The sequence below is a fragment of the Streptomyces sp. NPDC051684 genome (genome assembly GCF_044453445.1).
Lineage (GTDB): Bacteria > Actinomycetota > Actinomycetes > Streptomycetales > Streptomycetaceae > Streptomyces.
The window spans coordinates 1-25,998 of record NZ_JBITCS010000053.1; the positions used below are offsets into that span (position 1 = coordinate 1).

At 71.1% G+C, this 25,998-nt stretch carries 21 protein-coding genes; 7 read left to right on the forward strand and 14 right to left on the reverse strand.

What is annotated here, in order from left to right; all coding sequences use genetic code 11:
- Positions 1 to 198: 198 nt before the first annotated feature.
- The 3 genes from ACIA8D_RS37970 to ACIA8D_RS37980 all read right to left on the reverse strand — a co-directional run bounded on the left by ACIA8D_RS37970 (position 199) and on the right by ACIA8D_RS37980 (position 4,551).
- Positions 199 to 1,239 (reverse strand): lactonase family protein, encoded by a 1,041-nt coding sequence (locus ACIA8D_RS37970; protein ID WP_399239368.1) that lies wholly within the window; start codon positions 1,237 to 1,239, stop codon positions 199 to 201.
- 132 nt (positions 1,240 to 1,371) lie between these two features.
- Positions 1,372 to 2,490: a nitric oxide synthase oxygenase gene (locus tag ACIA8D_RS37975; protein ID WP_399239422.1), complete on the reverse strand. Its 1,119-nt coding sequence runs from the start codon at positions 2,488 to 2,490 to the stop codon at positions 1,372 to 1,374.
- A gap of 570 nt (positions 2,491 to 3,060) precedes the next feature.
- Positions 3,061 to 4,551, reverse strand: a complete 1,491-nt coding sequence (locus ACIA8D_RS37980; protein ID WP_399239370.1) for an FUSC family protein — start codon at positions 4,549 to 4,551, stop codon at positions 3,061 to 3,063.
- Positions 4,552 to 5,106: 555 nt separating this feature from the next.
- Between ACIA8D_RS37980 and ACIA8D_RS37985 the strand changes: the two genes are divergently transcribed.
- The gene (locus ACIA8D_RS37985; protein ID WP_399239372.1) at positions 5,107 to 5,538 is read left to right on the forward strand and encodes a hypothetical protein; all 432 of its coding nucleotides are present in this window, start codon (positions 5,107 to 5,109) and stop codon (positions 5,536 to 5,538) included.
- A 172-nt stretch (positions 5,539 to 5,710) separates the two neighbouring features.
- Positions 5,711 to 6,670, forward strand: coding sequence for a phosphotriesterase (locus tag ACIA8D_RS37990; protein WP_399239374.1), 960 nt, complete (start codon positions 5,711 to 5,713; stop codon positions 6,668 to 6,670).
- Between the two features lie 29 nt (positions 6,671 to 6,699).
- On the opposite strand, the gene ACIA8D_RS37995 is transcribed toward ACIA8D_RS37990, so the two are convergent.
- The 5 genes from ACIA8D_RS37995 to ACIA8D_RS38015 all read right to left on the reverse strand — a co-directional run bounded on the left by ACIA8D_RS37995 (position 6,700) and on the right by ACIA8D_RS38015 (position 10,284).
- Positions 6,700 to 6,966 (reverse strand): hypothetical protein, encoded by a 267-nt coding sequence (locus tag ACIA8D_RS37995; protein WP_399239376.1) that lies wholly within the window; start codon positions 6,964 to 6,966, stop codon positions 6,700 to 6,702.
- Positions 6,963 to 7,700, reverse strand: a complete 738-nt coding sequence (locus ACIA8D_RS38000) for an HNH endonuclease family protein (protein ID WP_399239378.1) — start codon at positions 7,698 to 7,700, stop codon at positions 6,963 to 6,965. The genes ACIA8D_RS37995 and ACIA8D_RS38000 overlap by 4 nt, the downstream gene beginning before the upstream one ends.
- An 83-nt stretch (positions 7,701 to 7,783) precedes the next feature.
- Complete coding sequence (locus tag ACIA8D_RS38005) at positions 7,784 to 8,365, reverse strand: hydrolase (RefSeq protein WP_399239380.1); 582 nt, start codon at positions 8,363 to 8,365, stop codon at positions 7,784 to 7,786.
- A gap of 51 nt (positions 8,366 to 8,416) precedes the next feature.
- Positions 8,417 to 9,736, reverse strand: a complete 1,320-nt coding sequence (locus ACIA8D_RS38010) for an MFS transporter (protein WP_399239424.1) — start codon at positions 9,734 to 9,736, stop codon at positions 8,417 to 8,419.
- A gap of 92 nt (positions 9,737 to 9,828) precedes the next feature.
- Positions 9,829 to 10,284 (reverse strand): MarR family winged helix-turn-helix transcriptional regulator, encoded by a 456-nt coding sequence (locus tag ACIA8D_RS38015; protein WP_399239382.1) that lies wholly within the window; start codon positions 10,282 to 10,284, stop codon positions 9,829 to 9,831.
- A gap of 104 nt (positions 10,285 to 10,388) precedes the next feature.
- Here ACIA8D_RS38015 and ACIA8D_RS38020 point away from each other — a divergent pair, with 104 nt between their 5' ends.
- Entirely contained in the window at positions 10,389 to 10,823 is a 435-nt protein-coding gene (locus ACIA8D_RS38020) for a hypothetical protein (RefSeq protein ID WP_399239384.1), read from the forward strand.
- A 27-nt stretch (positions 10,824 to 10,850) separates the two neighbouring features.
- Here ACIA8D_RS38020 and pulA read toward each other — a convergent pair whose 3' ends face one another.
- Positions 10,851 to 16,154 carry a pullulanase-type alpha-1,6-glucosidase gene (pulA, locus tag ACIA8D_RS38025; protein ID WP_399239426.1) on the reverse strand — a complete coding sequence of 1,768 codons (5,304 nt, stop codon included), beginning with the start codon at positions 16,152 to 16,154 and terminating at the stop codon, positions 10,851 to 10,853.
- A gap of 232 nt (positions 16,155 to 16,386) precedes the next feature.
- Between pulA and ACIA8D_RS38030 the strand changes: the two genes are divergently transcribed.
- Positions 16,387 to 17,820: an alpha-amylase family protein gene (locus ACIA8D_RS38030; RefSeq protein ID WP_399239386.1), complete on the forward strand. Its 1,434-nt coding sequence runs from the start codon at positions 16,387 to 16,389 to the stop codon at positions 17,818 to 17,820.
- A gap of 4 nt (positions 17,821 to 17,824) precedes the next feature.
- Here the strand turns inward: ACIA8D_RS38030 and ACIA8D_RS38035 are convergent, their stop codons facing one another.
- From ACIA8D_RS38035 to ACIA8D_RS38055, 5 genes are all read right to left on the reverse strand, one after another.
- On the reverse strand, positions 17,825 to 18,271 hold the full coding sequence (locus ACIA8D_RS38035) for a hypothetical protein (protein WP_399239388.1): 447 nt from the start codon (positions 18,269 to 18,271) through the stop codon (positions 17,825 to 17,827).
- 69 nt (positions 18,272 to 18,340) lie between these two features.
- The gene (locus ACIA8D_RS38040; RefSeq protein WP_399239390.1) at positions 18,341 to 20,002 is read right to left on the reverse strand and encodes a glycoside hydrolase family 13 protein; all 1,662 of its coding nucleotides are present in this window, start codon (positions 20,000 to 20,002) and stop codon (positions 18,341 to 18,343) included.
- Between the two features lie 24 nt (positions 20,003 to 20,026).
- The gene (locus ACIA8D_RS38045) at positions 20,027 to 20,941 is read right to left on the reverse strand and encodes a sugar ABC transporter permease (RefSeq protein WP_399239392.1); all 915 of its coding nucleotides are present in this window, start codon (positions 20,939 to 20,941) and stop codon (positions 20,027 to 20,029) included.
- Between the two features lie 19 nt (positions 20,942 to 20,960).
- Positions 20,961 to 21,953: a carbohydrate ABC transporter permease gene (locus ACIA8D_RS38050; RefSeq protein WP_399239394.1), complete on the reverse strand. Its 993-nt coding sequence runs from the start codon at positions 21,951 to 21,953 to the stop codon at positions 20,961 to 20,963.
- A 98-nt stretch (positions 21,954 to 22,051) separates the two neighbouring features.
- Complete coding sequence (locus ACIA8D_RS38055; protein WP_399239396.1) at positions 22,052 to 23,326, reverse strand: extracellular solute-binding protein; 1,275 nt, start codon at positions 23,324 to 23,326, stop codon at positions 22,052 to 22,054.
- A gap of 274 nt (positions 23,327 to 23,600) precedes the next feature.
- On the opposite strand from ACIA8D_RS38055, the gene ACIA8D_RS38060 reads away from it, so the two are divergent.
- From ACIA8D_RS38060 to ACIA8D_RS38070, 3 genes are all read left to right on the forward strand, one after another.
- Positions 23,601 to 24,686: a LacI family DNA-binding transcriptional regulator gene (locus ACIA8D_RS38060; protein ID WP_399239398.1), complete on the forward strand. Its 1,086-nt coding sequence runs from the start codon at positions 23,601 to 23,603 to the stop codon at positions 24,684 to 24,686.
- Between the two features lie 634 nt (positions 24,687 to 25,320).
- Positions 25,321 to 25,455, forward strand: coding sequence for a hypothetical protein (locus ACIA8D_RS38065; RefSeq protein WP_399239400.1), 135 nt, complete (start codon positions 25,321 to 25,323; stop codon positions 25,453 to 25,455).
- Between the two features lie 55 nt (positions 25,456 to 25,510).
- A complete protein-coding gene (locus ACIA8D_RS38070; protein ID WP_385770358.1) occupies positions 25,511 to 25,996 on the forward strand; it encodes an Lrp/AsnC family transcriptional regulator in 486 nt (161 codons plus the stop codon).
- Positions 25,997 to 25,998: the final 2 nt, after the last annotated feature.

Genomic DNA, 25,998 nt, shown 5'->3' on the forward strand with positions numbered 1-25,998 from the left:
CTGAGGCGCTGGGAGGGGCCGCGGGGGGGGCGGGGGGGGCGGCGGGGGGGGGGGGGGGGGGGGGGGGGGGGGTGGGGGGGGGGGGGGGGGGGGGGGGGGGGGGGGGGGGGGGGTGGGGGGGGGGGGGGGGGGGGGGGGGGGGGGGTGGGTGGTGGGGGGGGGGGGGGGGGGGGCCCCCCCCCCCCCCCCCCACAAGCCCTAGCCGAACACCACGCAGGACGCCGCCGGAACCGGCACGCTGCCACCTCGCACCGGCACCCCCGACTCCCGGTCGACCGTGAACCATGTGACGTCGCCGGAGCGCTCGTTCGCGGCGTAGAGGAAGCGTCCCGACGGGTCGAGTGCCAGGTCGCGGGGCCAGTTGCCACCGCAGGGGACGGTGCCGTGCAGGGTCGGCCGCTCGCCGGTCGGGTCGAGGGCGAAGAGGGAGAGCAGGTCGGCGCCGCGCGTCGCCGTCCACAGGAAGCGGCCGTCGGGGGCGACGACGAGCGCCGAGGGGTACGCGTCGTCGGCCGGTGTGCCCGTCAGGACCGGGACCTCGGTGAGCGGCTTCAGGGCGCCGTCGGCGGTGCTCCAGGCGCAGACCGTGAGCGTGGGGGCGAGTTCGTTGAGGACGTAGACGTAGTCGCCCGAAGGGTGGAAGGCGAGGTGGCGGGGGCCCGAGCCGGGGCGCAGGGCCGTCTCCTCGTGCGGCTGGAGACCGCTGCCTTCGGGGTTCTTCGTGTACGTGCGGACCGAGTCGGTGCCCAGGTCGACCGCGAGGGCCCAGGCGCCGGTCGGGTCGGGGAGGATCTGGTGGGCGTGCGGGGCCTGCTGGCGCTGCGGGTGCGGGCCCGAGCCCGTGTGCCGGTGCACCTGCGCCCCGGACCCGGCCGGGATGCCGTCGGCGCGCAGCGGCACCGAACTGACGCTGCCGGAACCGTAGTTGGCGGTCATCACGCGGCCGTCCCAAACCGACAGATGGGTGGACCCCGCGCCGTCCACCGGCACCGGCGGCGCAGCGGGGGTCAGCGGTCTCGTGTCCGTGCGGAACGCGGCCACCGCCCCTTCAGTCGTCTCGCTCACCGCGTACAGCAGTCCGCCGGAGAGCGTCAGGTACGAGGGGTCGGGCAGCTCGTCCGTGGAGTCGAGGAGGGTGAGCGAGCCGTCCTTGGGGTCGAGCGCCGCGGTCACGATGCCGCGCCCGCCGGCCGCCGTGAACGATCCGATGTACGCCCGCTCTGCCTGACTCCCGGTCACTGCGTCCCCTTTCGGCGTGCGGGCCCGGCGCCCGCGCCGCCGACGGTAGCAGCGGGGCAGGGCCTGTCGTCACACTCCCGTCGTCGCCCGAAGGGCCGCGACGCAGACGGGAGTGTGACGACAAGCCCTAGGTCAGAGCAGGTCGCGCCAGGGCCTCGGAGGCCGCTCCTGGGGTGGTTCCTCGCCGCGGGCGCGGGTGTGGGCGTCGGGGTGGTGAACATAGGCGGGGGTGCTCGGCGCGTCGTCGTAGGTGCGGTGGAAGACCGGGGTCGTCGAGCCGGAGAGCGGAGGGACGATCCACGACCAGTCGGCGCCGACGGCGCGGCCGCGGGACTCCTCGCGGGCGACGTGGGTGAGGAAGCGCCGGGACTCGGTGTGGTGGTCGGCCATGGTGACGCCCGCGTCGTCGAAGGAGTGCAGGACGGAGCGGTTCAGCTCGACGAGCGCGCGGTCCTTCCAGAGCGAGCGGTCGCTGGAGGTGTCGAGGCCGAGGCGGTCGGCGAGGTAGGGCAGCAGGTTGTAACGGTCGGTGTCGGCGAGGTTGCGGGCGCCTATCTCCGTGCCCATGTACCAGCCGTTGAAGGGGGCCGCGCCGTAGCAGAGGCCACCGATCTCCAGGCACATGTTGGCGAGTGCGGGTACCGCGTGCCAGCGCAGGCCGAGCCCGGACCACCAGTCGAACTCCGGGTGGTGCAGGGGGACTTCGAGGATCGCGTCGGCGGGGAGGTCGAAGCAGCGGGGCCGCTCGCGCGGGTCCGTCTGGACGAGCAGCGGCAGGACGTCGAAGGGGCTGCCCTCGCCGCCGCGCCAGCCCAGGCGGCGGGCGTACGCGGTGAGTCCGGTGCCGCGCGGGTCGCCGACCACATGGCCGTCGCGCTGGATGTAGCCGGCGTAGCGGATGAGTTGTTCGTTCCAGATGCGCGGTCCTGGGCGGTCGGGGCGGTCGGGCGCGAAGACCGTGATGAGCGGGCGGATGCGGCCGCCGGGGGCCGCCTCGCGCAGATGGTCCGCGCAGGCCTCGGCGATCTCTTCGGCGGTGGCGAGGTGGCGCAGGTCGCGGACGCGCAGGGACTGCCAGTAGAGGCGGCCTATGCAGCGGTTGGCGTTGCGCCAGGCGACGCGGGCGCCGAAGACGAGTTCCTGCGGGGTGTGCGTGTACGTGCCCGTGGCCTCCAGTTCCGCGTCGATCTCGGCGAGGCGGGCGGCCGGGTCGCCGAGGTCCTGCTCCGCGTGGTGCTGGCGGACGAACATGGCGGCGGCGTGCGCGATTTCGCCGGTGCCGCGGGGGACGACGGGCTCGGGGCGGGCGCCCTCGGCGGTGACCGGGCAGCGGTCGTGGCGGGGCGGTTCGGCGGCGCGGGCGCCGGTGTGCCGGTTCGGGGCGAGGGCGAGCCAACCGGCGGCGTCCGCGGGGTCGGTGGCGTTCGTCGCGGCCTCCACGGCTCGTGTTCCGTTGCGGCGCAGGTTGCTGCGCATGGGTGCACCCCCAGCGGCTGGTGGTCGGCGCGCGGCCCGCTCCCGCACGGGCGTGCGCCGTGGGCGTTCGATGGCGCGGGGTCTACCCGTCGGGCGAACTGATCCACCCTGTATGTGCCCCGGACACGTGCCTCAATCGGTACGGCGGTGTCCACGCCGCTGCGAGACAACCACAAGTACGCGCCGCCGGGTGACCGGTTACGCCCCCACGGGGAGCGCAAGGAACTGCACCGGGGGCGCGCGCCCCTTCCTGCACGCCGTGGCTCGACCCTGCCGGCGGGTGGGGATATCAAGCCCCGCCGGCGATTGAGGCGCGGGGTCCGGGGCGGAGCCCCGAGGCATGGGCTACGCGCCGCGCGCCCCGCGGAGGGGCACCGCCAATTCCACCAGCGCGTGCTCGATCGCGTGCAGATGGGACAGGACCGGGTGCTCCGCGTCCGCGGCATGCGGGGCCGCGACCACCACACGGCCATCCGGCGCGGGCGCCATGAGCGCCTCGACGGCCGACTCCACCCGCTGGCACGCCGCGGCGAGCCGCACATCGTGGGAGGCCTCCGGGTCCGCCGCGACGGACGCGAGCCCCCGCACCTGCCGCGCACAGTCGTCGAGCAGCGCGAGCACCTGCCGCGCCCGCCCCTTGCGGGCCTTCACGGGGCTCAGCGGATGCACGAGCGGCGCCAGCGAAAGACGTACGCGCCCGAGGATGTGTTCCAGCTCGGCCACCCGCGGCGCCGGATCCGCGCCCGCGTCGCCGCCCAGCCGCGCGGCCGCCTCCGCGGTGCACGCGTGCACGCACCGCAGCGCCCGCTCGACCCACGCCTCGGTGACGGAGTGCGTGGTCACGGGCAGCAGGAGCAGCACCGCGAGCACGGCGCCGAGCGAGCCGACCGCCGTCTCCCCCACCCGCAGGGCCAGCAGCGCCGGGTCGAGCACGCCGAGCAAGCCGTACAGCATGCTCGCCATGACGGTGACCGCGAGCATCATCCACGTGTACGAGACGTGGGCGGTGTAGAAGATCCCGAAGACGCTGATCGCGACGATGACGGCGGCGGCCACCGCGTGGTCGTGCAGCGGGACGGCGACCAGGAAGCCGAGGACGATGCCGAGCACCGTGCCCAGGAAGCGTCGGAATCCGCGCACCACGGTCTCCCCGCGCGACGTCGTCGCCACGAACACCCACCACGTGGCGCCCACGGCCCAGTACCACCGCTGGTCCGAGAGCAGCTGCCCGATGCCGAGCGCGAAGGCCGCCCCCACGGTCGCCTGCACGGCCTGCCGCGTCGTGATCCGCGCGAGCCCCGTCCCGCCGGTCGGCGCGGGCACGCCCGCGGGCGCCGGGAGCCGCCGCTCGTAGCACCACACCCCGAACCGGGCGAGCGCCGCGGCGCCGAGCGACAGCAGCACGGCGGCGTACAGCTCGGGCAATTGCCGCGGCACGGTGTGCAGGAACTGGGCGGCGAAGAAGGTCATGAACGCGAAGACGCCGAGCGAGTGCCCACGCGGTCCCCACCGCCGCGCGTACACACCCGCGCCCACGACCGCGAGGAAGGCGAGATCGCGTGCGAGGGGCACGTCGTGCAGGGCCGCGGCGAGCGCGAGCACCGGCAGTCCGACGGCCGGCAGCAGCGCCGTCGTGACGGCCTGCCCGCGCACCGTCGCGTCGGTCACCGTGAACAGCGCGAGCAGCGCGGCGAGGCCGCCGGTGATCGCGCCGGTCAGCGAGTGCCCGACCGCGCCGCACAGCGCGACGGCGAGCCCGATCCCCAGCACGGCCCGCGTCGCGAACCGCAGCCGGATCCGTCCCGGATCCGCCGCCACGAACGCCCTCTTCAGCAACGTGCCCCGCCCCTTTCGTACCGCGTCCGTCCCCTGACATGGAAAAAGCGCCGCGGAGACCCTTCCGGGTCCGCAGCGCCATCGACCTGCCCATTGCAGCACCTGAGGGGCTCGTGGTTCAACTGTGGCCGGATCGAGTGGGCCATTGGTCCAGTCCCCGGCCGCCGCCGTGCCCCGCCACCGGGCCATCTGACCAACCCGGGCCACCGGTCCCGCCGGCCCGCGGCACACCGCTCTTCGGCCGGTCACTTCGTCCGAAAGGAAAGCCCGCGATGCGCGGTGTCTGTGAAGTGACCGTGAAGCGGGTTTCAGCGGTCCGGGACAGGCAACATGCCGCCCGTGACTCACCCCAACGACGGCATTCCGCGCAATGCCCCATACGGCTCCAGCCCGAACAGGCCACCTCATAGCGGTCCATATTCCGCCCAAGGCGGAGACACCGCCCCCATCCCCGGCGGCCCGATCAACGACGGGCCCGCCCCCTACGGCCCCGGTCCCGGCTCCTCGTACGACCGCGGTCCCGGCCCGTCCTACGACCGTGGTCCCGGCGCCCCCATGCACGGCGGCGGCCCCCGCGCCCCGTACGACGGTCCGCCGCCGCCCGCCTATCGCCAGGACCCGGACGTCCCGTACGAGCCCGTCCCGCACACCGGCTACGGCCAGAACTCCGGGTTCGCGCCGAACGGCCGCCCGGTGCGCAATCGCAGCGGGCGGGGCGCGGACCGGTTCGCCCTGCTCGTCCACACGCTGGCCGACATCGCGGCGGTCTTCCTGGGCCTGTGGATCGTGCTGTACCTGCTCGACGCGAACCAGTCGAACGTGTTCGTCGAGTTCGTGCACGGCATGGCGGACTGGCTCTCCGGCTGGGCGCGGGACATCTTCACCATGGACACCGAGGGGCTGCGTGTCTTCTTCAACAACGCCCTGCCCGCGGTGATCTATCTCGTGGTGGGCCACGGCATCGCCGCCTGGATCCGCCGTCTGTGAGTCGCTCGTCGGCCGGGCTTCGGGGCGCCCCCCAACGCCCTGGAGGCTCCGCCGGCGGGCCTCTTTCGATCACACCTCGCCCCATGTCTTGACGCCCGCGGGCGCCCGGCGGGACGCTCGGCTCACCTTGAATCCGACGTCAACTCCGACGTCCACATCGAGAGGTGCGCCGATGACGCAGGTCTGGACGGTCCGTGGTCCGATCGACTCCAGCGAACTCGGGAACGTACTCGTCCACGAACACGTCGTCATCGTCGGCGAGGAGTTCCGGCAGAACTACGCGCGGTGGGACGAGCAGGCCGTCGTCGACGACGCGGTCGCCCAGCTGAACGAGCTCAAGGGGCTCGGCATCGACACCATCCTCGACCCGACGGTGCTCGGTCTCGGCCGCTACATCCCCCGCATTCAGCAGATCGCCGCCCGTACGGACCTCAACATCGTTCCCGCGACCGGTCTCTACACGTACGACGATCTGCCGTTCCAGTTCCACTACAACGGTCCCGGCACCCTGTTCGGCGGCCCCGAGCCGCTCGTCGACCTGTTCGTGAAGGATCTGACCGAGGGCATCGCGGACACCGGTGTGCGCGCCGCGTTCCTCAAGTGCGCCATCGAGGAGCAGGGCCTCACGCCCGGGGTCGAGCGGGCCATGCGGGCGGTCGGCCAGGCCTCCGTGCGCACCGGGGCACCGATCACCGTGCACACCCACGCGGCCTCGGAGTCGGGGCTCGTCGCGCAGCGCGTGCTCGCGGAGGAGGGCGTCGACCTCGCGCGCGTCGTCATCGGGCACTCCGGGGACACCGACGACATCGACTATCTGGCGCGGCTCGCCGAAGCGGGCTCGTATCTCGGCATGGACCGGTTCGGGCTCGACGCCCCGCTCACCACCGAGCAGCGCGTCGACACCATCGTCGAGCTGGTGCGCCGGGGATACACCGACCGGATCACGATCTCGCACGACGCCTCGTGCGTCATCGACTGGTTCGGCGACGTGGACCGCGCCGAGGTCGCCCCGAAGTGGAACTACCGGCACATCAGCGAGGACGTACTGCCCGCCCTCGCCGACAAGGGTGTGTCCAAGGACGACATCGACACGATCCTGCGGGTCAATCCGCGGCGCCACTTCGAGGCGTAGGACCTGATCCAAACGACAGGCCCTGGCCCTCAAGGGCTGACCGCGCCTCCCCCGCGCTCCACGCTGCGCAGCACCTCGGTGTGCAGCGCGGACAGGCCGTCGGGCGGCACCGTCGCGGGGCTGCCGGTGAGGGTGTACCACTCGTCGGCGCCGGTGTACTGGACGGCGATCCGGGCCGCGTCCGCGGCCTCCCGGATCGTGGCGACGGTGAGGTCGCCGGTGATGACACCGACCTCGTCGGTCATTGCGCCACCGGGGCCGGCCTTCACCTGGTCCTCGAAACGGTCCTGGGTCATGCGGAACACGTTCCCAGCATCGTCGTCAGCTCTTTCTTCTCGGCGTCGGTGACGGTCAGTTCGTAGTTCGACTTCACCGCCACCCAGGAGCGGGCGTACGTGCACCAGTAGTCCTTGGCGTCCGGCTGCCACTCGTCGGGGCCCTGGTCGCCCTTGGAGCGGTTCGAGTGGGCGGACACCGACAGGAGTTGGGGGTGTTCGAGGTCGTTGGCGAACGCCTTGCGCTGCTCCTGGGACCACTGGTCGGCGCCGGAGCGCCAGGCGTTGGCGAGCGGCACGGTGTGGTCGATGTCGAGGTCCCCGGAGTCGGTGAACTTCTCGCCGTCGTACACGCTGACCCAGTCCCCGGAGACCGCCCGGCACTCGTCGTCGGTCTGCACGTCCTTGCCGTCCCGCTTGAGGACCGCTTCGCGGGTGGTGCAGTTGTCGCCCTGCTCCGCCCAGTGCGGGAACTTCTCGCGGCTGTAGCCGGACATGGAGCCGTGGGGCGCCACCTTCAGTTCGGTCAGTTCGCCGCGGGCCTCGTCCGCGCTCGGCACGCCGGGCAGGGTGCCCTGCTGCGCGGAACCGCCTGCGGTCGCGCTCGCCGACGTGGAGGATTCCGCGCCGTGCGCCGAGTCCTCGGACCCTTCGCCGCCCATCCCCTGACATCCCGCGAGCAGCAGCACCGTGAGCGCGGCCGGCACCGTCGACCGGCCGAGCCGCCCGAACCGCGTACGTTCCTGAAACCCCATGCCCCGCAACTGCCTTCCGTCGTCCGCTTCGAACACCAGAAGCGTACGGCGCGGCCGACGGGGCGTCAGGGACCGGGCGCGGTTCAGTGAGTCGGGGCGAGCAGCTTCAGCACCTCGTCGGTCGTGCCGGTCTCCCCCAGGCGCGGGAAGATCCGCTCGACGCTGCCGCGGTGCCCTTCGGGGTCGAGGTCGGTCATGGCGTCGGTGGCGAGGGTGACGTGATAGCCGTGCTCGTGGGCGGCGCGGGCCGTGGATTCCACGCCGATGCTGGTGGCGACGCCGGTCAGGACGACCTGTGTGATGCCGCGGCGGCGCAGGTGCAGATCGAGGTCGGTGCCGTAGAACGCCGACCAGTTCCGCTTGGTGACGGTGATGTCCTGCGGGTGCCCGGCGAGCGCGTCGGTGATCTCGTCCCAGCCCTCGGGCATGGCGCGGCCGCCGCTGGGCGTCTCGGTGCGGCCGGGCGTCGCGTCGGAGCCGTCGGCGGCGAAGGTGACCCGGACCAGGACGACCGGGAGTCCCGCGGCACGGAAGGCGTCGGCGAGGCGGGCGCTGCGCTCGACGACGTCGGACACGGCGTACGGGGCGCCGGACACGCCCATGAGGCCCTTCTGGAGGTCGACGACGACGAGGGCGGTCCTGGGGTCGAGGGTGCTGAGAGACACGTGAAGTCCTTACCGGTGTGCGGAGTTGAGAGGTGCGAGGGGGTACGGGGGTCAGTCGCGGCCGATCCGGCGCAGCGCCCGGTCGGCCAACGTCACCAGGAGCAGCAGCACGGAGACCACGACGAGCATCCAGGCCAGCTCGTGCAGCCCGGCCGTGTCGGCGCCGCCCTTGAAGAACGCGGCGTTGGCTGCGGAGGCGAGCAGTGCGCCCAGGTAGCTGAAGGTGCGCAGGAGTCCGGCGGAGGCGCCCGTGCGTTCCGGATCGGCCTGGGCGTAGAGGGCGTTCTGGTTGGCGAGGCCGATGAGGCCCTGCGGGATGCCGAACACCGCGCCGATGACGACGAGGAGCCAGATCGGGCTGTCGGAGTTCAGCCCCAACAGGGCTGTCACTCCGATGAGTTGGGCTATGCCTCCGACGAACAGTTTGCCGCGCACCTGTGGGCGGCGCCCGGTCAGGACGGTGACGGCGATGGCCATCAGGGACATCGGGAGCAGCAGGAGACCGGCCTGTTCGGGGCCGAGGTCGCGGCCGTCCTGGAGCCACTGGCTGTAGCCGTACAGGAACGCGTACGACGTGGTGTACGCGAGGAGTTGGCGCGCGTACGTGGCGAGCAGCGGGGTGTTGCCGCTCAGGACGCGCAGGTCGATGAACGGGTCGGCGGAGGCCAGCTCCCGGCGGGCGAAGACCGCTCCCGCGACGGCGCCGATCACCGGCAGGTACCAGTGCGCGGTCCCGGGCGCGGTGAGGAAGAGCATGAACGCGGTGAGCGATCCGGCGAACAGCAGCATGCCGGGCACGTCCGCGGAGGTCGCGGCGTCGGCCTCGCGGCCCGCCCTGGCCGACTTCGGCAGCCGCAGCGCGCCGAGCACGAGGCAGGCGAGCGACAGCGGAACGTTGATCGCGAAGATGAGGTGCCAGCCGCCGAGTCCGATCAGCACGCCGCCGAGGGTCGGGCCGATGACGGCGATGACCTGATTGGACACCGACAGCGCGGCGAGGATGCCGCTGGGGCTCTTCATGCCGGTGCGCTCGGACTCGGTGCGCAGCAGATACATGGAGGCCGGGTACGCGGCGGAGGTGCCGAAGCCGAGCAGCACACGGGACACGATCAGCACCCAGAAGCTCGGCGCGAGGACGCCGAGCAGGCCCGCGAGGCCGACGAGCGCGGTGCCGAGCAGATAGAGCCTGCGCGGCCCGAACGCGTCCACGAGCCGGCCGATGACCGGCTGGCCGACGGCCGTCGCGAGGTAGAGCGCGGAGACCAGCCAGGCCGTCTGGGACGGCGGGACGCCGAAGGCGTGGCCGATCGGGACGAGCGCGACCGCGAGCATCGACGAGTTGATCGGGTTGAGGATCGACCCGAGGATCATCGGCGCGACGAGCCGTCGGTCGAACCCGTCGCCGACGCCCCGCTTCCGTCCGCTCCGCTCCCTTGCTCCCCGGATCCGCTCGGCTATGCCGCTCACGCCTGGGTCACCTCGTCGAGCAGCGCCATCGCCGTGATCACGGCACGCAACTGCTCCGCGCTGCCGCGCTCGGCGAACTGCCCGGCGAGCCATGCCTGGCGGGCCCTGCGCACCCCCTGGCGGCGCTCGCGCCCCGCCGCGGTGAGCTCGACCACGCGTCGGCGCCCGTCCTCGGGGTCCGCATGGCGCTCGACGAGGCCGCGCTCCTCCAGGGCGATGACGTGCTTGGCCATGGACTGCGGTCGCACGTTCTCGATCGCGGCGAGGTCGCTGGCGGTGGAGGGCCCGTACTTGTCGAGCCGCGAGAGCAGGGACGCCTGGGCGGGCGAGAGCTCGCACTCGGGGTCCACGTCGAGCGCCATCAGCCTGCGGCGGAGCCGACCGATGACCACCCACACCTCGTCGGTGGCCCGGGCCGCGAGCTCCGCGACGGACGCACTGTCGTCGTTCATGCCTCCACGGTAGATCGACAGCCAAGGCTGTGCAACCTTGGCTGCACAGTTTCCCTGTCCATTACCGAAGGCCTCGACATCTACCGGAGAAGCCCTCGACGCCGATGGTTACCCGTGAGTATGGTCGTGCGGACCGCACCGCACTCCCCTGCCACCTGGAGGCCCACTTGCGCCGCGTCCGCTCCTCCGATCTCCTCGCCGGGCTGCTGGCCGGCGCCGGGGCCGCCCACTTCCTGCTCCCGAAGCAGTTCGACGCCATCGTGCCGCGCCGGCTCCCCGGCTCCCCGCGCGCCTGGACCTACGCCAGCGCGGTGGTGGAGCTGGCGCTGGCGGCGGGCATCGCCGTGCCGCGCACCCGGTCCCGCTCCGCCACCGCGGCCGCCGTGTTCTTCGTCGCCGTCGTGCCCGCCAACGTGAAGATGGCCGCCGACTGGAAGGACCGCCCCGCGCCGCTGCGGCGCGCCGTCCAGGCGCGGGTTCCGGCGCAGATCCCCTTGGTGCTGTGGGCGCGCAAGGTGGCGCGCGACGCGCCCCGCTGAGGAGACACACCGCGGCACCCCCAGCACTCAGCCGCGGCTGAACACGGCGACCGTACGCCCGGGGACCGTGAAGGTCCCCGAGTCTTTCGCGTACGACGCCGACTTCACCGCGTCGTCCGCGCCACCGGCCTGCACCGGGTGCAACCGGTATCCCGTCCCGGCCGCGTCGGTGACCTCCTGCTTCTGCCGCTCCGGTGTCGCGTTGAACACGATCACGAGGTCACCGAGCCGCATCGTGATGACGCCCGGTGTCTCGTCCTTGCCGGAGAGCGGGAAGGACAGCGCCTTCTGGACCTCCGCCGACGTCGACAGCCGGAAGGCCGGTTCGGTCGTGCGGATCTTCAGGAGGTCCTGGTACGCGGCCGAGGTCCGCTCGATGTCCGGGCAGCCCGGCACCTTCACCGACGCCAACAGGGGTTTCGCGTAGGGCCACTTGGGCTTGTTGTCGGCGGCCATCGGCAGGCCGCGGCCGAAGCCGTTGCCCGCTCGGCAGTCCCAGTGGATCGCGTTGAACCAGTCGCCGCTGTCGAACGAGTTGCGGTCGAGGGACTTCGAGCGCAGCAGATCGGTGCCCGCCTGCGAGAGCGCCGGGCCCTGGGAGAGGGCCGCCGTGGCCATCGCGAGGACCTGCATGCGGGAGCGGTCCGCCGTGCTCGTCGACGCGGGCAGCTTGTACGTCAACGCGTCGTACAGGGACTCGTTGTCGTGCGCGTCGGCGTAGGCGAGGGCGTCACCGGGGGCGTCGGCGTAGCCGGCGGGGGCGCCGTTGTAGTCGACGTCGGAGCCCTTCACCTTCTTTCCCGCCGTGTCGGTGAACTCGTACGCGGCGAGGTTCCCCGACAAGCCCACCTTGATGAGGTCCTGGTAGTGCAGGAGGCGGGTCTTCTGCTCGGCCGATGTGCCGTTCGCCTTCGAGGAGTTGGGGTCGGTGTAGAGGCCGGAGGCGAAGCCCTGCACGCCCGGGTCCTCGTCGAACGGTGAGCCGCCGCGCACCGCGTCCCGTGCCCGGTCGGAGAAGGTGGCGATGCCAGTGCCCGCCATGTTCTTCTGCGTGGCCTGGACGAAGCGGGCGTCGTCCGCGATCTCGCCGAAGTTCCAACCCTCCCCGTAGAGGATGATCTTCTTGCCGTCGACGCCGTCCTTGGCGAGGGTCAGGGCGTCGAGGGCCCTGCGGACCGCGAGGATGTTGGCCTTCGGGTGGTGTCCCATCAGGTCGAAGCGGAAGCCGTCGACCTTGTACTCGCGCGCCCAGGTCACGATCGAGTCGACTACCAGCTTGCCCATCATGGTGTTCTCGGGCGCCGCGTCGGAGCAGCAGGTGGAGTTCGCCACCGAGCCGTCGGGCATGAGCCGCTGGTAGTAGCCGGGCACCACTTGGTCCAGGACGGATGTCTTGTCCTGGCCGCTTGCCGCCGTGTGGTTGTAGACGACGTCCATGACGACCCGCAGGCCGTCCTCGTTCAGTGACTTGACCATGTCGCGGAACTCGACGGTGCGCCGCGTGCCGTCCGGGTCGCTCGCGTACGAGCCCTCGGGCACGGTGTAGTGGTACGGGTCGTAGCCCCAGTTGTAGGCGTCCTTGCCGGCCACCTTGCCGACGCACTCCTGCTGTGTCTCGCTGTCGGGTGCGAGCGCCTTCACGTCGCAGTCCGGCATGGCCTGTTCGGACTTCTTCTCGGGGATCGTCGCGATGTCGAAGGCCGGCAGCAGGTGCACGTACGAGGTGCCGGACTTCGCCAGCGCTCGCAGGTGCTTCGAGCCGTCGGTGTCCTTGTCGGTGAAGGCGCGGTACGTGCCGCGGTCCTTCGCCGGTGTCGTGCCGTCCTCGACCGAGAAGTCCCGGACGTGGAGTTCCTGGATCTGCGCGTCCTTCATGGGCACGGCCTTGGGCTTGGCCAGGCGCGACCAGCCCTTCGGGGCGAGGGAGCTGTCACCGAGGTCGACGACGAGGCTGCGCTCCGAGTTCGCGGTGAGCGCCACGGAGTACGGGTCGGTGACCTTGTTCGTGACGAGCTTCTGGACGCTGGGCGCCCACACCTTGACGGCGTACCGGTACTCCTTGCCGCGCCAGGCGGCCGCGCTCCCGGACACGGACCACACGCCGCTCTTGTCGTCGCGGCGCATCGCGATGGGCTTCCCGCCGAGTTCGAGGGACACCTCACGGGCGGTCGGCGCCCACACCGACAGGGTCGCCCTGCCGTTCTTGAACACCGGTCCCAGGGCGGCCTTCTCAGCGGCTTCGCCGTACGTGTCGTCCAGGACGCCCGCCGTCTGTACGCCGGTCGCCGCCAGCAGCGCGCCGTTGGCCGCCCGCTGCGTGGCGATCAACTGGCCGCGCAGCGCGTCGCGCGCCCGGTCGCGGTCGCGCGGGTCGACGGTGAACGCCGGATAGTCCTTGAGGTGCGGGTACTTGGCCTTCTGCGCGTCGGTCAGGTCGCCAGGATTCAGCCGCAGCCACCGGCCCTCGTCGGTCAGCGCCCCGTCCTCGACGCCGATGCCGCCCTCCGGCGCGTACACCAGTTGCTGGCTGGTGGCGGCGGTGGCCTTCACCTTCCAGACGACGGTGTCGGCGTCGATCCACTGCGCCTCGGCCTTCCCGAGGTCGAGGTCCGCGCCCGTGCCCACGGACGGGAGGAGGTACGTGGTGTCACCGGAGTTGAGCCACACCTCCTTGCCGTACGTCGCGAAGTCGAGGGAGCGGTCCGTGGCGATGTCCTTCTCGTCGCCCTTGTGGAGGATGTAGCTCAGCGAGGTCGCGCCGTCGGCCAGGGGCACCTCGAAGGTCAGCCCGTACGCGTCCTTGCCGGTGGGCCGGAGCGGTTTCGACCAGTCGGTCGGGTTCGCGGCGCCGGTCCAGGTGTGCAGGCCCCAGCCGTCGTAGTCGCCGTCGGGGCGGTGCACGTGGATGATGGCCTTCGTGACGTCCTGCGGCGGGTAGACGCCGTCGGGCCGGGTCGTCTGCTGGCCGTCCTTGCCCTGCTCGACCCAGACCTCGCCGGTCCTCGCCAGGTCGACGGTCCGCTCGCCGCCGTCGGCGGTGCCGGACTTCTCGACCGTGTACGGCACGGAGGAGGCGCCGTCGGGCACCTTCACCCATGCGAAGGCGCCGTACGCGTCCCGGCCGCTGAACTCGGCTTTCTGGTCACCTGACGTGAGGGCCCAACCGTCGTAGTCGCCGTCGGCGCGCTTGTAGTGCACGACCGCGTAGTCGCGGTCCACGGCCGTCGGCTTCTCGGGCGCGGGCGGCTGCCCCGCCGTCGTGTCGGCGAGGGCGCTCGCGGTGCGTCCAGTGCGGTCCACCACAACTGCCTTGTACCGCAAGGACGTTCCGGTCGACACCGTGTCGGGGACGCGTTGGGTGATCTTGTACGGGGCGTGGTCGACGGAACCGAGCGTGCGCCACGCGCCGTTGCCGGTCTGGGCGGCGAAGACGACGCGGGCCGAGGCGGTGTCGCCGGGGTCGGCGGTGAGCGTGACCGTGCCGGTGGCTCCGGCGGCGGGGGCCTTCAGGGACAGCGTGGGCTTCGCGGCCGGCGCGGGGAGCTTCGACTCGGCGCGCAGGACGAGCGAGGACAGGGCGGGAACGGTGACCTTCACGCGACCGCCGGACGCCGACTCGACGCCGGAACCGCCGTACAGCGCACGGAACTTGGCGGACTCGACCGGCAGCTCGACCGTCTTCGCCTCGCTCGCGTTGTTGACGGCGACGACGTACTCGCGGTCGTCGCCGGTGCGCGAGAACGCGTACACCGAGCCCTTCGCGTACAGCTCCTTCTGCGCCCCGTCGGCCAGCGCCGGATTGTCCTTGCGGAGCTTCGACAGCGCGGCGATGGACCTGAAGAGCGGGTGCTTCGTGTCGTACGCGGCGTCGGCGTGCGTGCGCTCGGTGCCCAGCTCGTCGTCGTCGAGGTAGTCGGCGACCTTCGAGCCGAACATCGTCTGGCGGGCGTCCTTGTCGCCGCCCGCGCCGGTGAAGCCCTGCTCGTCGCCGTAGTAGACGACGGGGTTGCCGCGCGAGAGGAACATCAACTCGTTGGCGAGCCGGTCGCGTTCGACGAGTTCCGCGTCGGACGCCTTGGGGTTGTCGGCCTTCAGGAAGGTGCCGATGCGGCCCATGTCGTGATTGCCGAGGAAGGTGACCTGCTCGTACGCGTTCGCCTTGTCGGTGGCGTACTTGTAGTCGTCGGCGAAGACCTTCGCGAGCTTGTCGGCGGAGGCACCTTGCGAGGCGTAGGCGCGGGCCGCGTCCTGGAAGGGGAAGTCCAGTGTCGCGTCGAGGCGGCCCTGGGTGACGTACGGGGAGGTCACGTCGGTGTCGGCGGAGTAGACCTCGCCGAACATGAAGAAGTCCTTGCGGCCGTGGGCTGCGGCGTACTTGTCGAGTGCCGTGGCCCACTGGGTCCAGAAGTCCATGTCCACGTGCTTGGTGGTGTCGATGCGGAAGCCGTCGACGGCGAAGTCCCGCACCCACTTCTCATAGATCTTCTCCATGCCGGAGACGACTTCGGGGCGTTCGGTCCACAGGTCGTCCAGGCCGGAGAAGTCGCCGTAGGTGGTGGACTCGCCCTCCCAGGTCGAGTCGCCCCGGTTGTGGTACATCGTCGGGTCGTTGAGCCAGGACGGCTTCATCTCGCCCGTGTTCTTCGGGGTGTACGGGAAGGAGTCCGCGTCGACCTTCGAGGTGACACCCTTCGCGTCGTCGAAGGGGCGGCCCTTGGTGTCGAGGTACGGGTAGGCACCCTTGGGGCGGTAGCCGTACTTCTTCTCGGCGTAGTCGACCGTGTCGGCGGTGTGGTTGGTGATGACGTCGAAGAAGACCTTCATGCCCTTGCCGTGGGCCTTGGAGATCAGGTTCTTGAGGTCGGCGTTGCTGCCGAAGTGCGGGTCGACCTGCGTGAAGTCGGTGATCCAGTAGCCGTGGTAGCCGGCCGAGGCGTCCTTGCCCGCGCCCTGCACGGGCTTGTTCTTGAAGATCGGGGCGAGCCAGATGGCCGTCGTCCCGAGGTCCTTGATGTAGTCGAGGCGCTGCGTCAGGCCCTTGAGGTCGCCGCCCTGGTAGAAACCCTTGTCCGTCGGGTCGTAGCCCGTCGCGAGGCGTGAACCGGTCAGGCCGCCCTTGTCGTTGCCGGTGTCACCGTTGGCGAAGCGGTCCGGGAGCACGAAGTAGTACTGCTCGCGGGTGAGGTCGTGGCGGGCAGGCTCGGCCGCGAGCTTCGCGTCGGAGGGCGGCGGGGGCGGCGCGGCGGCGCGGGCGGCCAGGGGCTGGGCAAGCGTCACGAGGAGCGCGGCTGCCGCGGTGTACGCGGCGGCGCGTCTGTGCGGTACGCGCATCGGATTGCGGCTCACGTCGGGAACTCCTCGCGGGATGCGGTGTGTTGGGGCGGACCGGCCGCGCGCGTGGGGAGGTGGGGCCGGTCCGCCGCGTGACGGTAACGCCTGCCGGAACACGACTGCAAGAGTTGCGAAAGATGTAGCAAGAATTTTCAACTGCCCATTGACGGGGCGCACTCGTCTGCCCCACGCTCACGACGCGCCACCCGAACCCCACATTCAGGAGCCGCACATGAAACACGGCACATCCCTCACACCCAGAAGCCCTCGCAGGCGCCGCCGCACCGCCACCGCGGCGGCCATCGGCGCCCTCACCCTCGGCTGCATGGCGACCCTGCCCGCGCCGACCGCGACCGCCGCCGACACCGGCACACCCAACGGTGATGTCATCGCCAACCTGTGGCAGTGGAACTGGGCCTCGGTCGCCAAGGAGTGCACCGACACCCTCGACCCGGCGGGCTACGGCGCCGTCCAGGTCGCCCCGCCCCAGGAGTCCCTCAAGCAGGGCGACTACTACTGGTGGGACGTCTACCAGCCGTACTCGTACAAGCTCGACAGCCGCTTCGGCAGCGCGAGCGACTTCAAGTCCATGGTGGACACCTGCCACGGCGCCGGCATCGAGGTCTACACGGACGCCGTCATCAACCACACGTCCGCCCAGCCCGGGCCCGGCTACGCGGGCACCACCATCTCCAACAAGTACGACACCCCGGACTACGATCCGGCCGACAGCGACGACTGCACGAAGACCATCTCCAACTGGTCGGACCAGCACGAGGTCCAGCACTGCGAGCTGCTCGGCCTGCCCGACCTGGACACCTCCGAGTCGGGCGTCCGCGAGAAGATCACCGGCTTCCTCAACAAGCAGATCGACCTGGGCGTCGACGGGTTCCGCGTCGATGCCGCGAAGCACATCGAGACCGCCGATCTGAACGCGATCGTGGGCGCGCTGCACAAGACGGGCGCGGGCGACGCCCCGTACATCACGCAGGAGGTGTACCCCGGCACACCACCCTCCACGGGCGACTACTACGCCAACGGTGACGTGCTCGACTTCACGTACTCGGCCGCCATGAAGTCGCAGTTCGGCGGCGGCGACATCGCCAACCTGGCGTCGTTCGGCAGCAGTTGGGGCCTGGCCGACGAGGAGCACTCCAACAGCTTCGTCACCAACCACGACACCGAGCGCAACGGCGACACGCTCAGCTACAAGGACGGCGCGACCGCCACCCTCGCCAACGTCTTCCAGCTGGCGCGCGGCTACGGGCGTCCCTCGGTCTACGCGGCCTGGAAGTTCGACCAGAGCGACCAGGCGCCGCCGAACGACGGCAACGGGATCGTCACCGACACCGACTGCTCGGGCGCCTGGTCCTGCCTGGACCGGGACACCGCGATCACCGGGATGGTGGGCTGGCACAACGCGGCGGCCGGCAAGGCGGTGACGGACTGGCAGTCACCCGCCTCGAACGTCATCGGCTTCGGCCGCGGCGACGTCGGCTTCGTCGCGATCAACAACTCGTCGTCCGCCCACACGCACACGTACACGACGAGTGTGCCCGACGGCACGTACGACAACGTCCTCGGCGAGGGCTCGGTGACCGTCTCCGGCGGCAAGGCGGAGCTCACGGTGCCGGCGAAGGGGGCGGTGGCCTTCCGCACCGCGTAACCGCTCAGCGCGGGTCGCGGGCGCGCCGCACCGCCCACAGCACATAGGCGGTCGCGCCCGCGACGGCGAGCGCCGCTCCGTAGCCGAACACCATCGCGGCCTCGGGCGGCGCCTCGTCGTAGTGGGCCGAACCGGCGGCCGAGACCCAGATGCGCACCGGGTAGATCTCGGCGTCCTCCTCGACCGGCTCGTCGAAGTACCCCTTCTCCCCGAGGCCGTGCACGACACCGCGCACGGCCTCGCCTCGTGGCGTCCTCCAGGTGAACGTCTCGCTGGTGTTCCGCTCGCCGATCTGGTCCGCCGTCGCCCAGTACCCGTCCACGTACGCACGCGTCGCCAGCAGCCCGTGGCGCAGCGGCAGCGCGAACGCGACGAGCACCGCCGCCCAGACCACGGCCGGCACGGCGCGGCGCGCGCCCTGGCGCCGACCGCCCCTCCCCTGTGACCTCACACGCGGGAGCCTATGCCTCAGGGGCGGCACCCGACCGGGTGCCGCCCCTTCCTGGTGCCGTGCCGGGCGTCAGGCGATCTCCCACCACACCGTCGTGTCGGCGGGCAGGTCGAGGGCTCCGTCCGCCACCGTCACCGGCGCCGAGGCGAGCAGCACGGTGCCCGGCGCGGGGATCCGTACGGTCGCGCCGGTCGTGTTGACCGTGCAGGCGAAGCCGGGGCGCTCGAAGTGGAGCACACCTTCCGGGGCGTCGCCGTGCCACTTCACGCCGTCGCCGGCGCCGAGACCCGGTGTCGTACGGCGCAGGGCGAGGGCCGAGCGGTACATCTCCAGCGTCGAGTCCGGGTCGCCGGTCTGCGCCTCGACGCTCAGCCCGCCCCACGTGTCGGGCTGCGGGAGCCAGCTGCCGCCGTCGCCGAAGCCGTACGAGGGCCCGGTGCGGGTCCACGGGATCGGCACCCGGCAGCCGTCGCGGAAGCCGTCCTGTCCCGCGCCGCGGAAGTACGCCGGGTCCTGGCGGGCCTCGTCGGGCAGGTCGGTGACGTCCGGGAGGCCCAGTTCCTCGCCCTGGTAGAGGTACGCGGAGCCGGGCAGCGCGAGCATCAGGAGGGTGGCGGCGCGGGCGCGGCGCAGGCCGAGTTCACGGTCGCCGGGGGTGCGGATCTGGGTGCCGCCGGGTGGGTTGGCGTAGCGGGTGGCGTGCCGGGTGACATCGTGGTTGGACAGCACCCAGGTCGCCGGGGCGCCGACCGGGCGCATCGCGTCGAGCGAGCCGTCGATGATCCCGCGAAGGCCCTCCGCGTCCCAAGGGGCCCCCAAGTACTGGAAGTTGAACGCCTGGTGCAGCTCGTCCGGGCGGACGTAGTTCGCGGTCCGCTCGACGGTCGGCGTCCACGCCTCGGCGACGAAAATGCGCTCGCCGTCGTACTCGTCGAGAATCAGGCGCCACGAGCGGTAGATCTCGTGCACGCCGTCCTGGTCGAAGAACGGCATCACGTCGTTGCCGAGGAGCTTCAGCTGGTCGCCGCCGCCGAGGTCCGGCAGGCCCTCCGCCTTGACGAGGCCGTGGGCGACGTCGACCCGGAAGCCGTCGACACCCATGTCCAGCCAGAAGCGCAGGATGGAGCGGAACTCGTCGGCGACCGCCGGGTGTTCCCAGTTGAGGTCGGGCTGCTCGGGGGCGAAGAGGTGCAGGTACCACTCGCCGTCGGGGAGTCGGGTCCAGGCGGGGCCGCCGAAGATGGACTCCCAGTCGTTGGGCGGGAGTTCGCCGTTCGCACCCTTGCCGGGGCGGAAGTGGTAGCGGTCCCGGAGAGGCGAACCCGGACCGTCCGCCACCGCGCGCTTGAACCACTCGTGCTGGTCGGAGGAGTGGTTGGGGACCAGGTCGACGATGATGCGCAGGTCCAGGGCGTGCGCGTCGCGGATCACCGCGTCGGCGTCGAGCAGCGTGCCGTACATCGGGTCGACGGCCCGGTAGTCGGCGACGTCGTAGCCGCCGTCGGCCTGCGGCGAGGCGTAGAACGGGGACAGCCACACCGCGTCCACGCCCAACTCGCGCAGATGCGGCAGGCGTTGCCGGATGCCTTCGAGGTCACCGGTGCCGTCGCCGTCGCTGTCCGCGAAGCTGCGCGGATAGACCTGGTAGATGACCGCGTCCCGCCACCAGTCGGCGGTCTCGCGGGTCGTGGTGGCGGCCGCCACCGGCTGGTCCGTGGAGTGCTGGCTCATGATGTCCTTGCTGCGTAGCCGGGTTCAGCCCTTGGTTCCGCCGGCGGTCAGGCCGGTGACCAGGTGCTTCTGGACAAGGTAGAAGAAAGCGGTCACCGGGATGGCGATCAACACCGCGGTCGCGGCCATCAGGTTCCACTGCGCGTCGTGTTCGCTGACGAAGCTCGACAGGCCGATCGCGAAGGTGTACTTGGTGTCGCTGAGCATGAACGTGTTGGCGAAGGCGACCTCGGCGAACGCCGTGATGAAGGCGTAGAACGCGGCGACCGCGATGCCCGGCTTCGCGAGCGGCAGGATGAGCCGCCAGAACGTGCCGATAGGGCTGAGCCCGTCGATCCGGCCGGCCTCGTCGATCTCGGCGGGGATGGTGTCGAAGTAGCCCTTCAGGAGCCAGGTGCAGTACGGCACGATCGTCGTGCAGTTGATGAGGATGAGGCCCTGGTAGGTGTCGATCAGGCCGAGTTCCGAGAAGATCTCGTAGATCGGCACGATCAGCACGGCGATCGGGAAGGCCTGCGTGAGCAGCAGCACCCACATCAGCGTGCGGTAGCCGGGGAAGCGCATGCGGGAGACGGCGTAGCCGGTGGTCGCCGCGAACAGCACGCCGACCAGGGTGGTGCCGAGCGCCACGATCAGCGTCGACGCGGCCCAGTGGAAGAACTGGGTGTGCTGAAGGACGTCCGCGTAGTTGTCGAGGGTCGCCTTGCTCAGGATGTCGCCCGGGTGCAGATAGTCGTCCTTGTCGGGACCGAGCGACAGGTACATCAGCCAGACGACGGGGAACAGCGCGATGAGGCCCGCCACGGCGAGGACGCCGTGCATCAGGGCCTTCGCGAGCGGGCTGCGCTCGCCGCGCCCGCGCACGCGGCGCCTGTCGGCGGGGGCGGTCCCGGTGACCGAACGCTGCGTGGGGACCCTCGACTCGGTGGTCGTAGTCATGATGGTGGCTCCTGCGGCGTCAGACGGCGAGCTGCTCATTGCGCTTCAACCAGCGGTAGTAGAAGGACGTGAAGACGGTGAGGATCGACAACAGGAGCACGCCGTACGCGGCGGACTGCGCGAAGTCGCGCGGCTGCTGCCCGAAGCCGAGCCGGTAGGCCCAGGTCACGAGGATCTGCGCGTCCGGAGCCGTGTTCCCGAAGAGCAGGAAGATGATCGCGAACTGGTTGAACGTCCAGATGATGCCGAGCAGGACGACGGTCGAACTGACCGACCGGAGCCCCGGCAGCGTGATGTGCCGGAAGCGCTGCCAGGAGTTGGCCCCGTCCATCTCGGCGGCCTCGTACAGGGACGCGTCGATGGACTGGAGGCCGCCGAGCAGCGAGATCATCATGAACGGCACACCGCACCACGTGTTGACGAGGATCGCGGCGATCCGCTGGAAGGAGGGGTCCTCCAGCCAGCTCGGCTCCGGCAGGTGCAGGGAGCCGAGGGCGACGTTGATGATGCCGGAGTCGGCGAGCATGATGCGCCAGGCGAAGACGGTGACGAACGTCGGGACCGCCCACGGCAGGATCAGCAGGAGCCGGTAGAAGGTGCGTCCGCGCAGCTTTTCGTTGAGGAGCAGCGCCAGGCCGAGCCCGATGCAGTAGTGCAGGGCGACACAGACCGCCGTCCACACGATGGTCCACACGAAGTGCGACCAGAAGCGGTCGTAGGCTGAGGGGCCCCACAGGATGTCGGCGTAGTTGTCGAGGCCGATGAACTTGTAGGTGGCCTCGATCTGGTTGACGCCGATGGTGCGGGCCGAGTTGAGGCTGTTGGCGTCGGTGAGCGTCAGATAGAAGCCGCGCACCAGGGGGTAGAGGACGAGGACGCCGAGGACGACGACGACCGGAGCGATCATCGCGTACGCGTACCAGTACGTGCGGTACGAGTCCTTCAGGCGCCGGATCGGGCCCGGTCGCGGCGCGGGCTTCTGCGCGTCCGGGCGGTCGACGGCAAGGGTCATGCGGAGCACCTTCTGAATCGGGCCGGTTCCAGCCCTCGGACAGGGCTGTGCCGGTTCGCGCCCTCCCCTCCGGGGCGCGAACCGGCGGTCTTACCGGGTCACTTGGAGAAGCCGGGCAGCAGCTTGGCGAACGAGGTCTCGAGTCCGCTCACGCCCTGGTCGAGGGACTCCTTGCCGGTGGCGACCTTCGGCAGTTGCTGGTCCATCGGCGTCCACAACGAGCTGTACTCGGGCAGTTCGGGGCGCGGCCGGGCGGCGTTCAGGACCTGCTGGTAGCCGGCGATGCCGGGGTCGGCGGTGACCTTGTCGGTGTACGCGTCCTCGCGGGTGGGCAGCGTCGAGTTCTTCAGGGCGACCTGCTCCTGTGTCTTCGCCGACGTCATCCACTTCACGAACTTGAGCGAGGCCTCCTGGTGGGCCTTGTCCGAGCCCGCGTACACGGACAGGTTGTGGCCGCCCGTCGGGGCGCCCGGCTTGCCGCCGGAGCCGGCCGGGACGGTGGCGATGCCCAGGTTCTTCTTGTCCTTGAACGCCGAGCCCTTGTAGAAGTTCGTGATCTCCCAGGGGCCCTGGATGGTCGAGGCGACCTTGCCGTTCACGAACGCGTCCTGGATGTGCGCGTACGCGTCCGCCGTGGCGTCGGCCTTGTGCAGGCCCTTGCCGTCGAACAGGCCCTTCCAGGCGGTGAGGCCCTTCTTGGCAGCGGCGGAGCCGATGGTGATCTTCTTACCGGCGGCGTCGACGGTGTCGGTGTTCTCGCCGAACAGGAACGGCTGGGCGTAGTAGCCGGCCGTGGAGCCCCAGAAGCCGTCGGCCCCGGTCTCGGCCTTGACCTTGGCCGCGTCCTTCTTCAGCTGGTCCCAGGTGGTGGGCGCCTCGGTGATGCCCGCCTTCTTGAAGAGGGCCTTGTTGTAGACGAAGGCGAGGGTGTCGGTGACCAGCGGGACGCCGTACGTCTTGCCCTCGAACCGGGCCTGCTTGATGAGGGACGCCTGGAACTTGTCCTTGTCGGCGAGTGCCTCGGTGCCGTCGAGCGGCAGCAGGTAGCTCTTCTTGGCGAAGGCCGGCGTCCAGCCGACCTCGGCGCGCAGCACGTCGGGGGCGCCGCTCGCGCCGGCCGCCGTGTCGAACTTGTTCTGCGCCTGGTCGAAGGGCACGTTGACGTACTTGACCTTGATGTCCGGGTTGGCCTTGGTGAAGTCCGCGGCCAACGCCTTGTACGTGGGCGCCTCGTTGGTGGCGTTCGACGTGTCCCACCAGGTGATGGTGACCGGGCCCGCCGCCTTGTCGCCGCTGTCGTCACTTCCGCCGCAGGCCGTCGCCGCGAGTGCGAGGGACGCCACCACCGCGGTGGCCGCTATGCCACGCCGCATGAGAACTCCTAGAGGGTTGGGCCCGACTGGGCGACGTGAACGTAACAGCGCCGCAAGCCCGAGGAAAGACCTTGCTGAAAAAATTTGCAGAGACGGGCGGAGGTTACGGGTTCGTGACCTCCAAGTTGCCGCTCACGGTGGGCTGTTATGGCCTACTACATGGGCTTATGTGGCGCTGCAAGGATCTGCAAGCTCTTGCCACAGGGCGCCGTCACAGGGATCATCGGGGCTCCTGCCCCGACTCCCCCAGCTCTTGGCCCCCACAAGGAGTGCGATGACCCAGCTGCCCGCCCAGGCCGCCCGCAAGGCGGCCCATGCCGCGCCCGCGACCGCGCGCCTCGCCGACATCGCGGCGCAGGCGGGGGTGAGCGAGGCGACGGTGAGCCGGGTCCTCAACAGCAAGCCGGGCGTCGCGGCGGCCACCCGGCAGTCCGTCCTCGCCGCGCTCGACGTGCTCGGCTACGAGCGTCCGGTGCGCCTTCGCCGGCGCAGCGAGGGGCTCGTCGGCCTGATCACACCCGAGCTGGAGAACCCGATCTTCCCGGCGCTCGCCCAGGTCATCGGCCAGGCCCTGACCCGTCAGGGCTACACACCGGTCCTCGCGACGCAGACCCCGGGCGGCTCGACGGAGGACGAGCTGACGGAGATGCTCGTCGACCGGGGCGTCACCGGCATCATCTATGTGTCGGGCCTGCACGCCGACACCACCGCGGACATGCGGCGCTACGAGCAACTGCGGGCGCAGGGCGTGCCATTCGTGCTCGTGGACGGTTTCTCACCGCAGGTGCGGGCGCCGTTCATCTCGCCGGACGACCGCGCGGCCATGCAACTGGCGGTCACCCATCTCGGCTCCCTCGGCCATACCCGGATCGGCCTGGCGCTCGGGCCGAAGCGGTTCGTGCCGGTGCAGCGGAAGATCGAGGGGTTCGTGCGAGCGATGCGGGACCGGTTCGACCTCGCGTCGGACGACGTCGAGCGCGAGCTCGTCCAGCACTCCCTCTACACACTGGAGGGCGGACAGGCCGCGGCCTGCGACCTGATGGACCGGGGCTGCACGGCGATCGTGTGCGCAAGCGACATGATGGCGCTCGGCGCGATCCGGGCGGCCCGGCAGCGGGGGCTCGAGGTGCCGGACGACATTTCGGTGGTCGGGTTCGACGACTCCCCGCTCATCGCGTTCACCGACCCGCCGCTCACGACCATCCGCAAGCCGGTACAGGCGATGGGCCAGGCGGCGGTCCGCACGGTGCTCGAGGAGATCGGCGGGACTCCCGCGCCGCACACCGAGTTCGTGTTCATGCCGGAGCTTGTGGTGCGGGGGTCGACGGCGTCGGGGCCGGGTGTCATCGCGCGGCGATAGCCGCGCGGATTCGCTGAACGCGGCGCCGCCCCGCTCCGTATCCTGCACTGAGCCCGGGGTGCACCGGGCTGCTACGGGGGCCGTGCGGGAGGTACGGATGGCACGCAGAGCGCACCGCTGATCACGGGTGGCGCGGCCGGCCGAAGGCGCCGCGCCCGTTTCGATCTCTTCTCCTTGCTCGCCGAGCGAACTCTGCTTTCTTTTTCCCGTGCAAGCCGGATGCACGGATCTGCAGAATGCGTTGCGGTTCCGGCTGCGCGCCGGGATCCGCAGAACGTTGCGGCTCGCACCGCCGGAACCCGACACCGAATGGTCGCCGCACGACCACGCGCCGCGCACTTCCTCCTGCACCAGGCCGTTCCCCAACTAGGGGCTCTCGTTTGGATCACCGTGCGGACCACAGGAAGATGCCTGCGATGTGGAGTCCGGCCAGGTAGATGGTCGCTGTCTTGGCGCTTCAGTCGCTCGGCGTGCAGCTCCTCTCCGCCGGTCAGGAGGAGGTGGCGCGGGTCTTCGCGGGCCCGCGCCACGCCCGCTTCGGGCCGCGCACCCCCTGGCACCGCGATCCGCTGGGCCGCCCGCCCTGGACGGCGTACTGGCCCGTTTCATCCTCATCCCGGTCAGCATGCGCCCGGTGGGCGACCACGCCCTGGTCATCGGGCTCGTGGTGCGGGCGGAACGGGCCGCGGTGGCGGGTCCGCTCGTGCACCACGACAGGGCGTTCGTGGGCCTACCGGGGCCGCCCGGTGCGACAGGCGTCGGACACTGAGCCATTGGTACAGTCTGCGGCGTTGTGCGCCGTGCCACCGAAGGAGTCCGACGCCATGGCCGTGGACCAGCTCGACACCCGCATCCTGCGGCTCCTCCTGGAACAGCCCCGCACCAGCATGCGCGAGTACGCCCGGATCCTCGGGGTCGCCCGCGGCACGCTCCAGGCCCGGGTCGACCGGATGGAGCGGGACGGTGTGATCACGGGCGTGCAGCCCTCGCTCTCCCCCGCGGCCCTCGGCCACCCGGTGCTCGCCTTCGTGCACATCGAGACCACGCAGGGCCACCTGGGGGACGTCGGGGACGAGCTGGCCGGAGTGCCGGAGATCATCGAGGCGTACTCCACCACCGGTGGCGGCGATCTCCTCGCCCGCGTGGCGGCGCGCGACGCCGAGCATCTGGAGGATGTGATCCAGCAGCTCAACCGGTTGCCCGGCGTGGTCCGCACCCGCACCGAGGTGGCGCTGCGCGAGCGCGTCCCGCACCGGCTGCTGCCGCTGGTCGAGGCGATCGGGAAGGCGGCCGGGCAGCCGCGCGGATGATC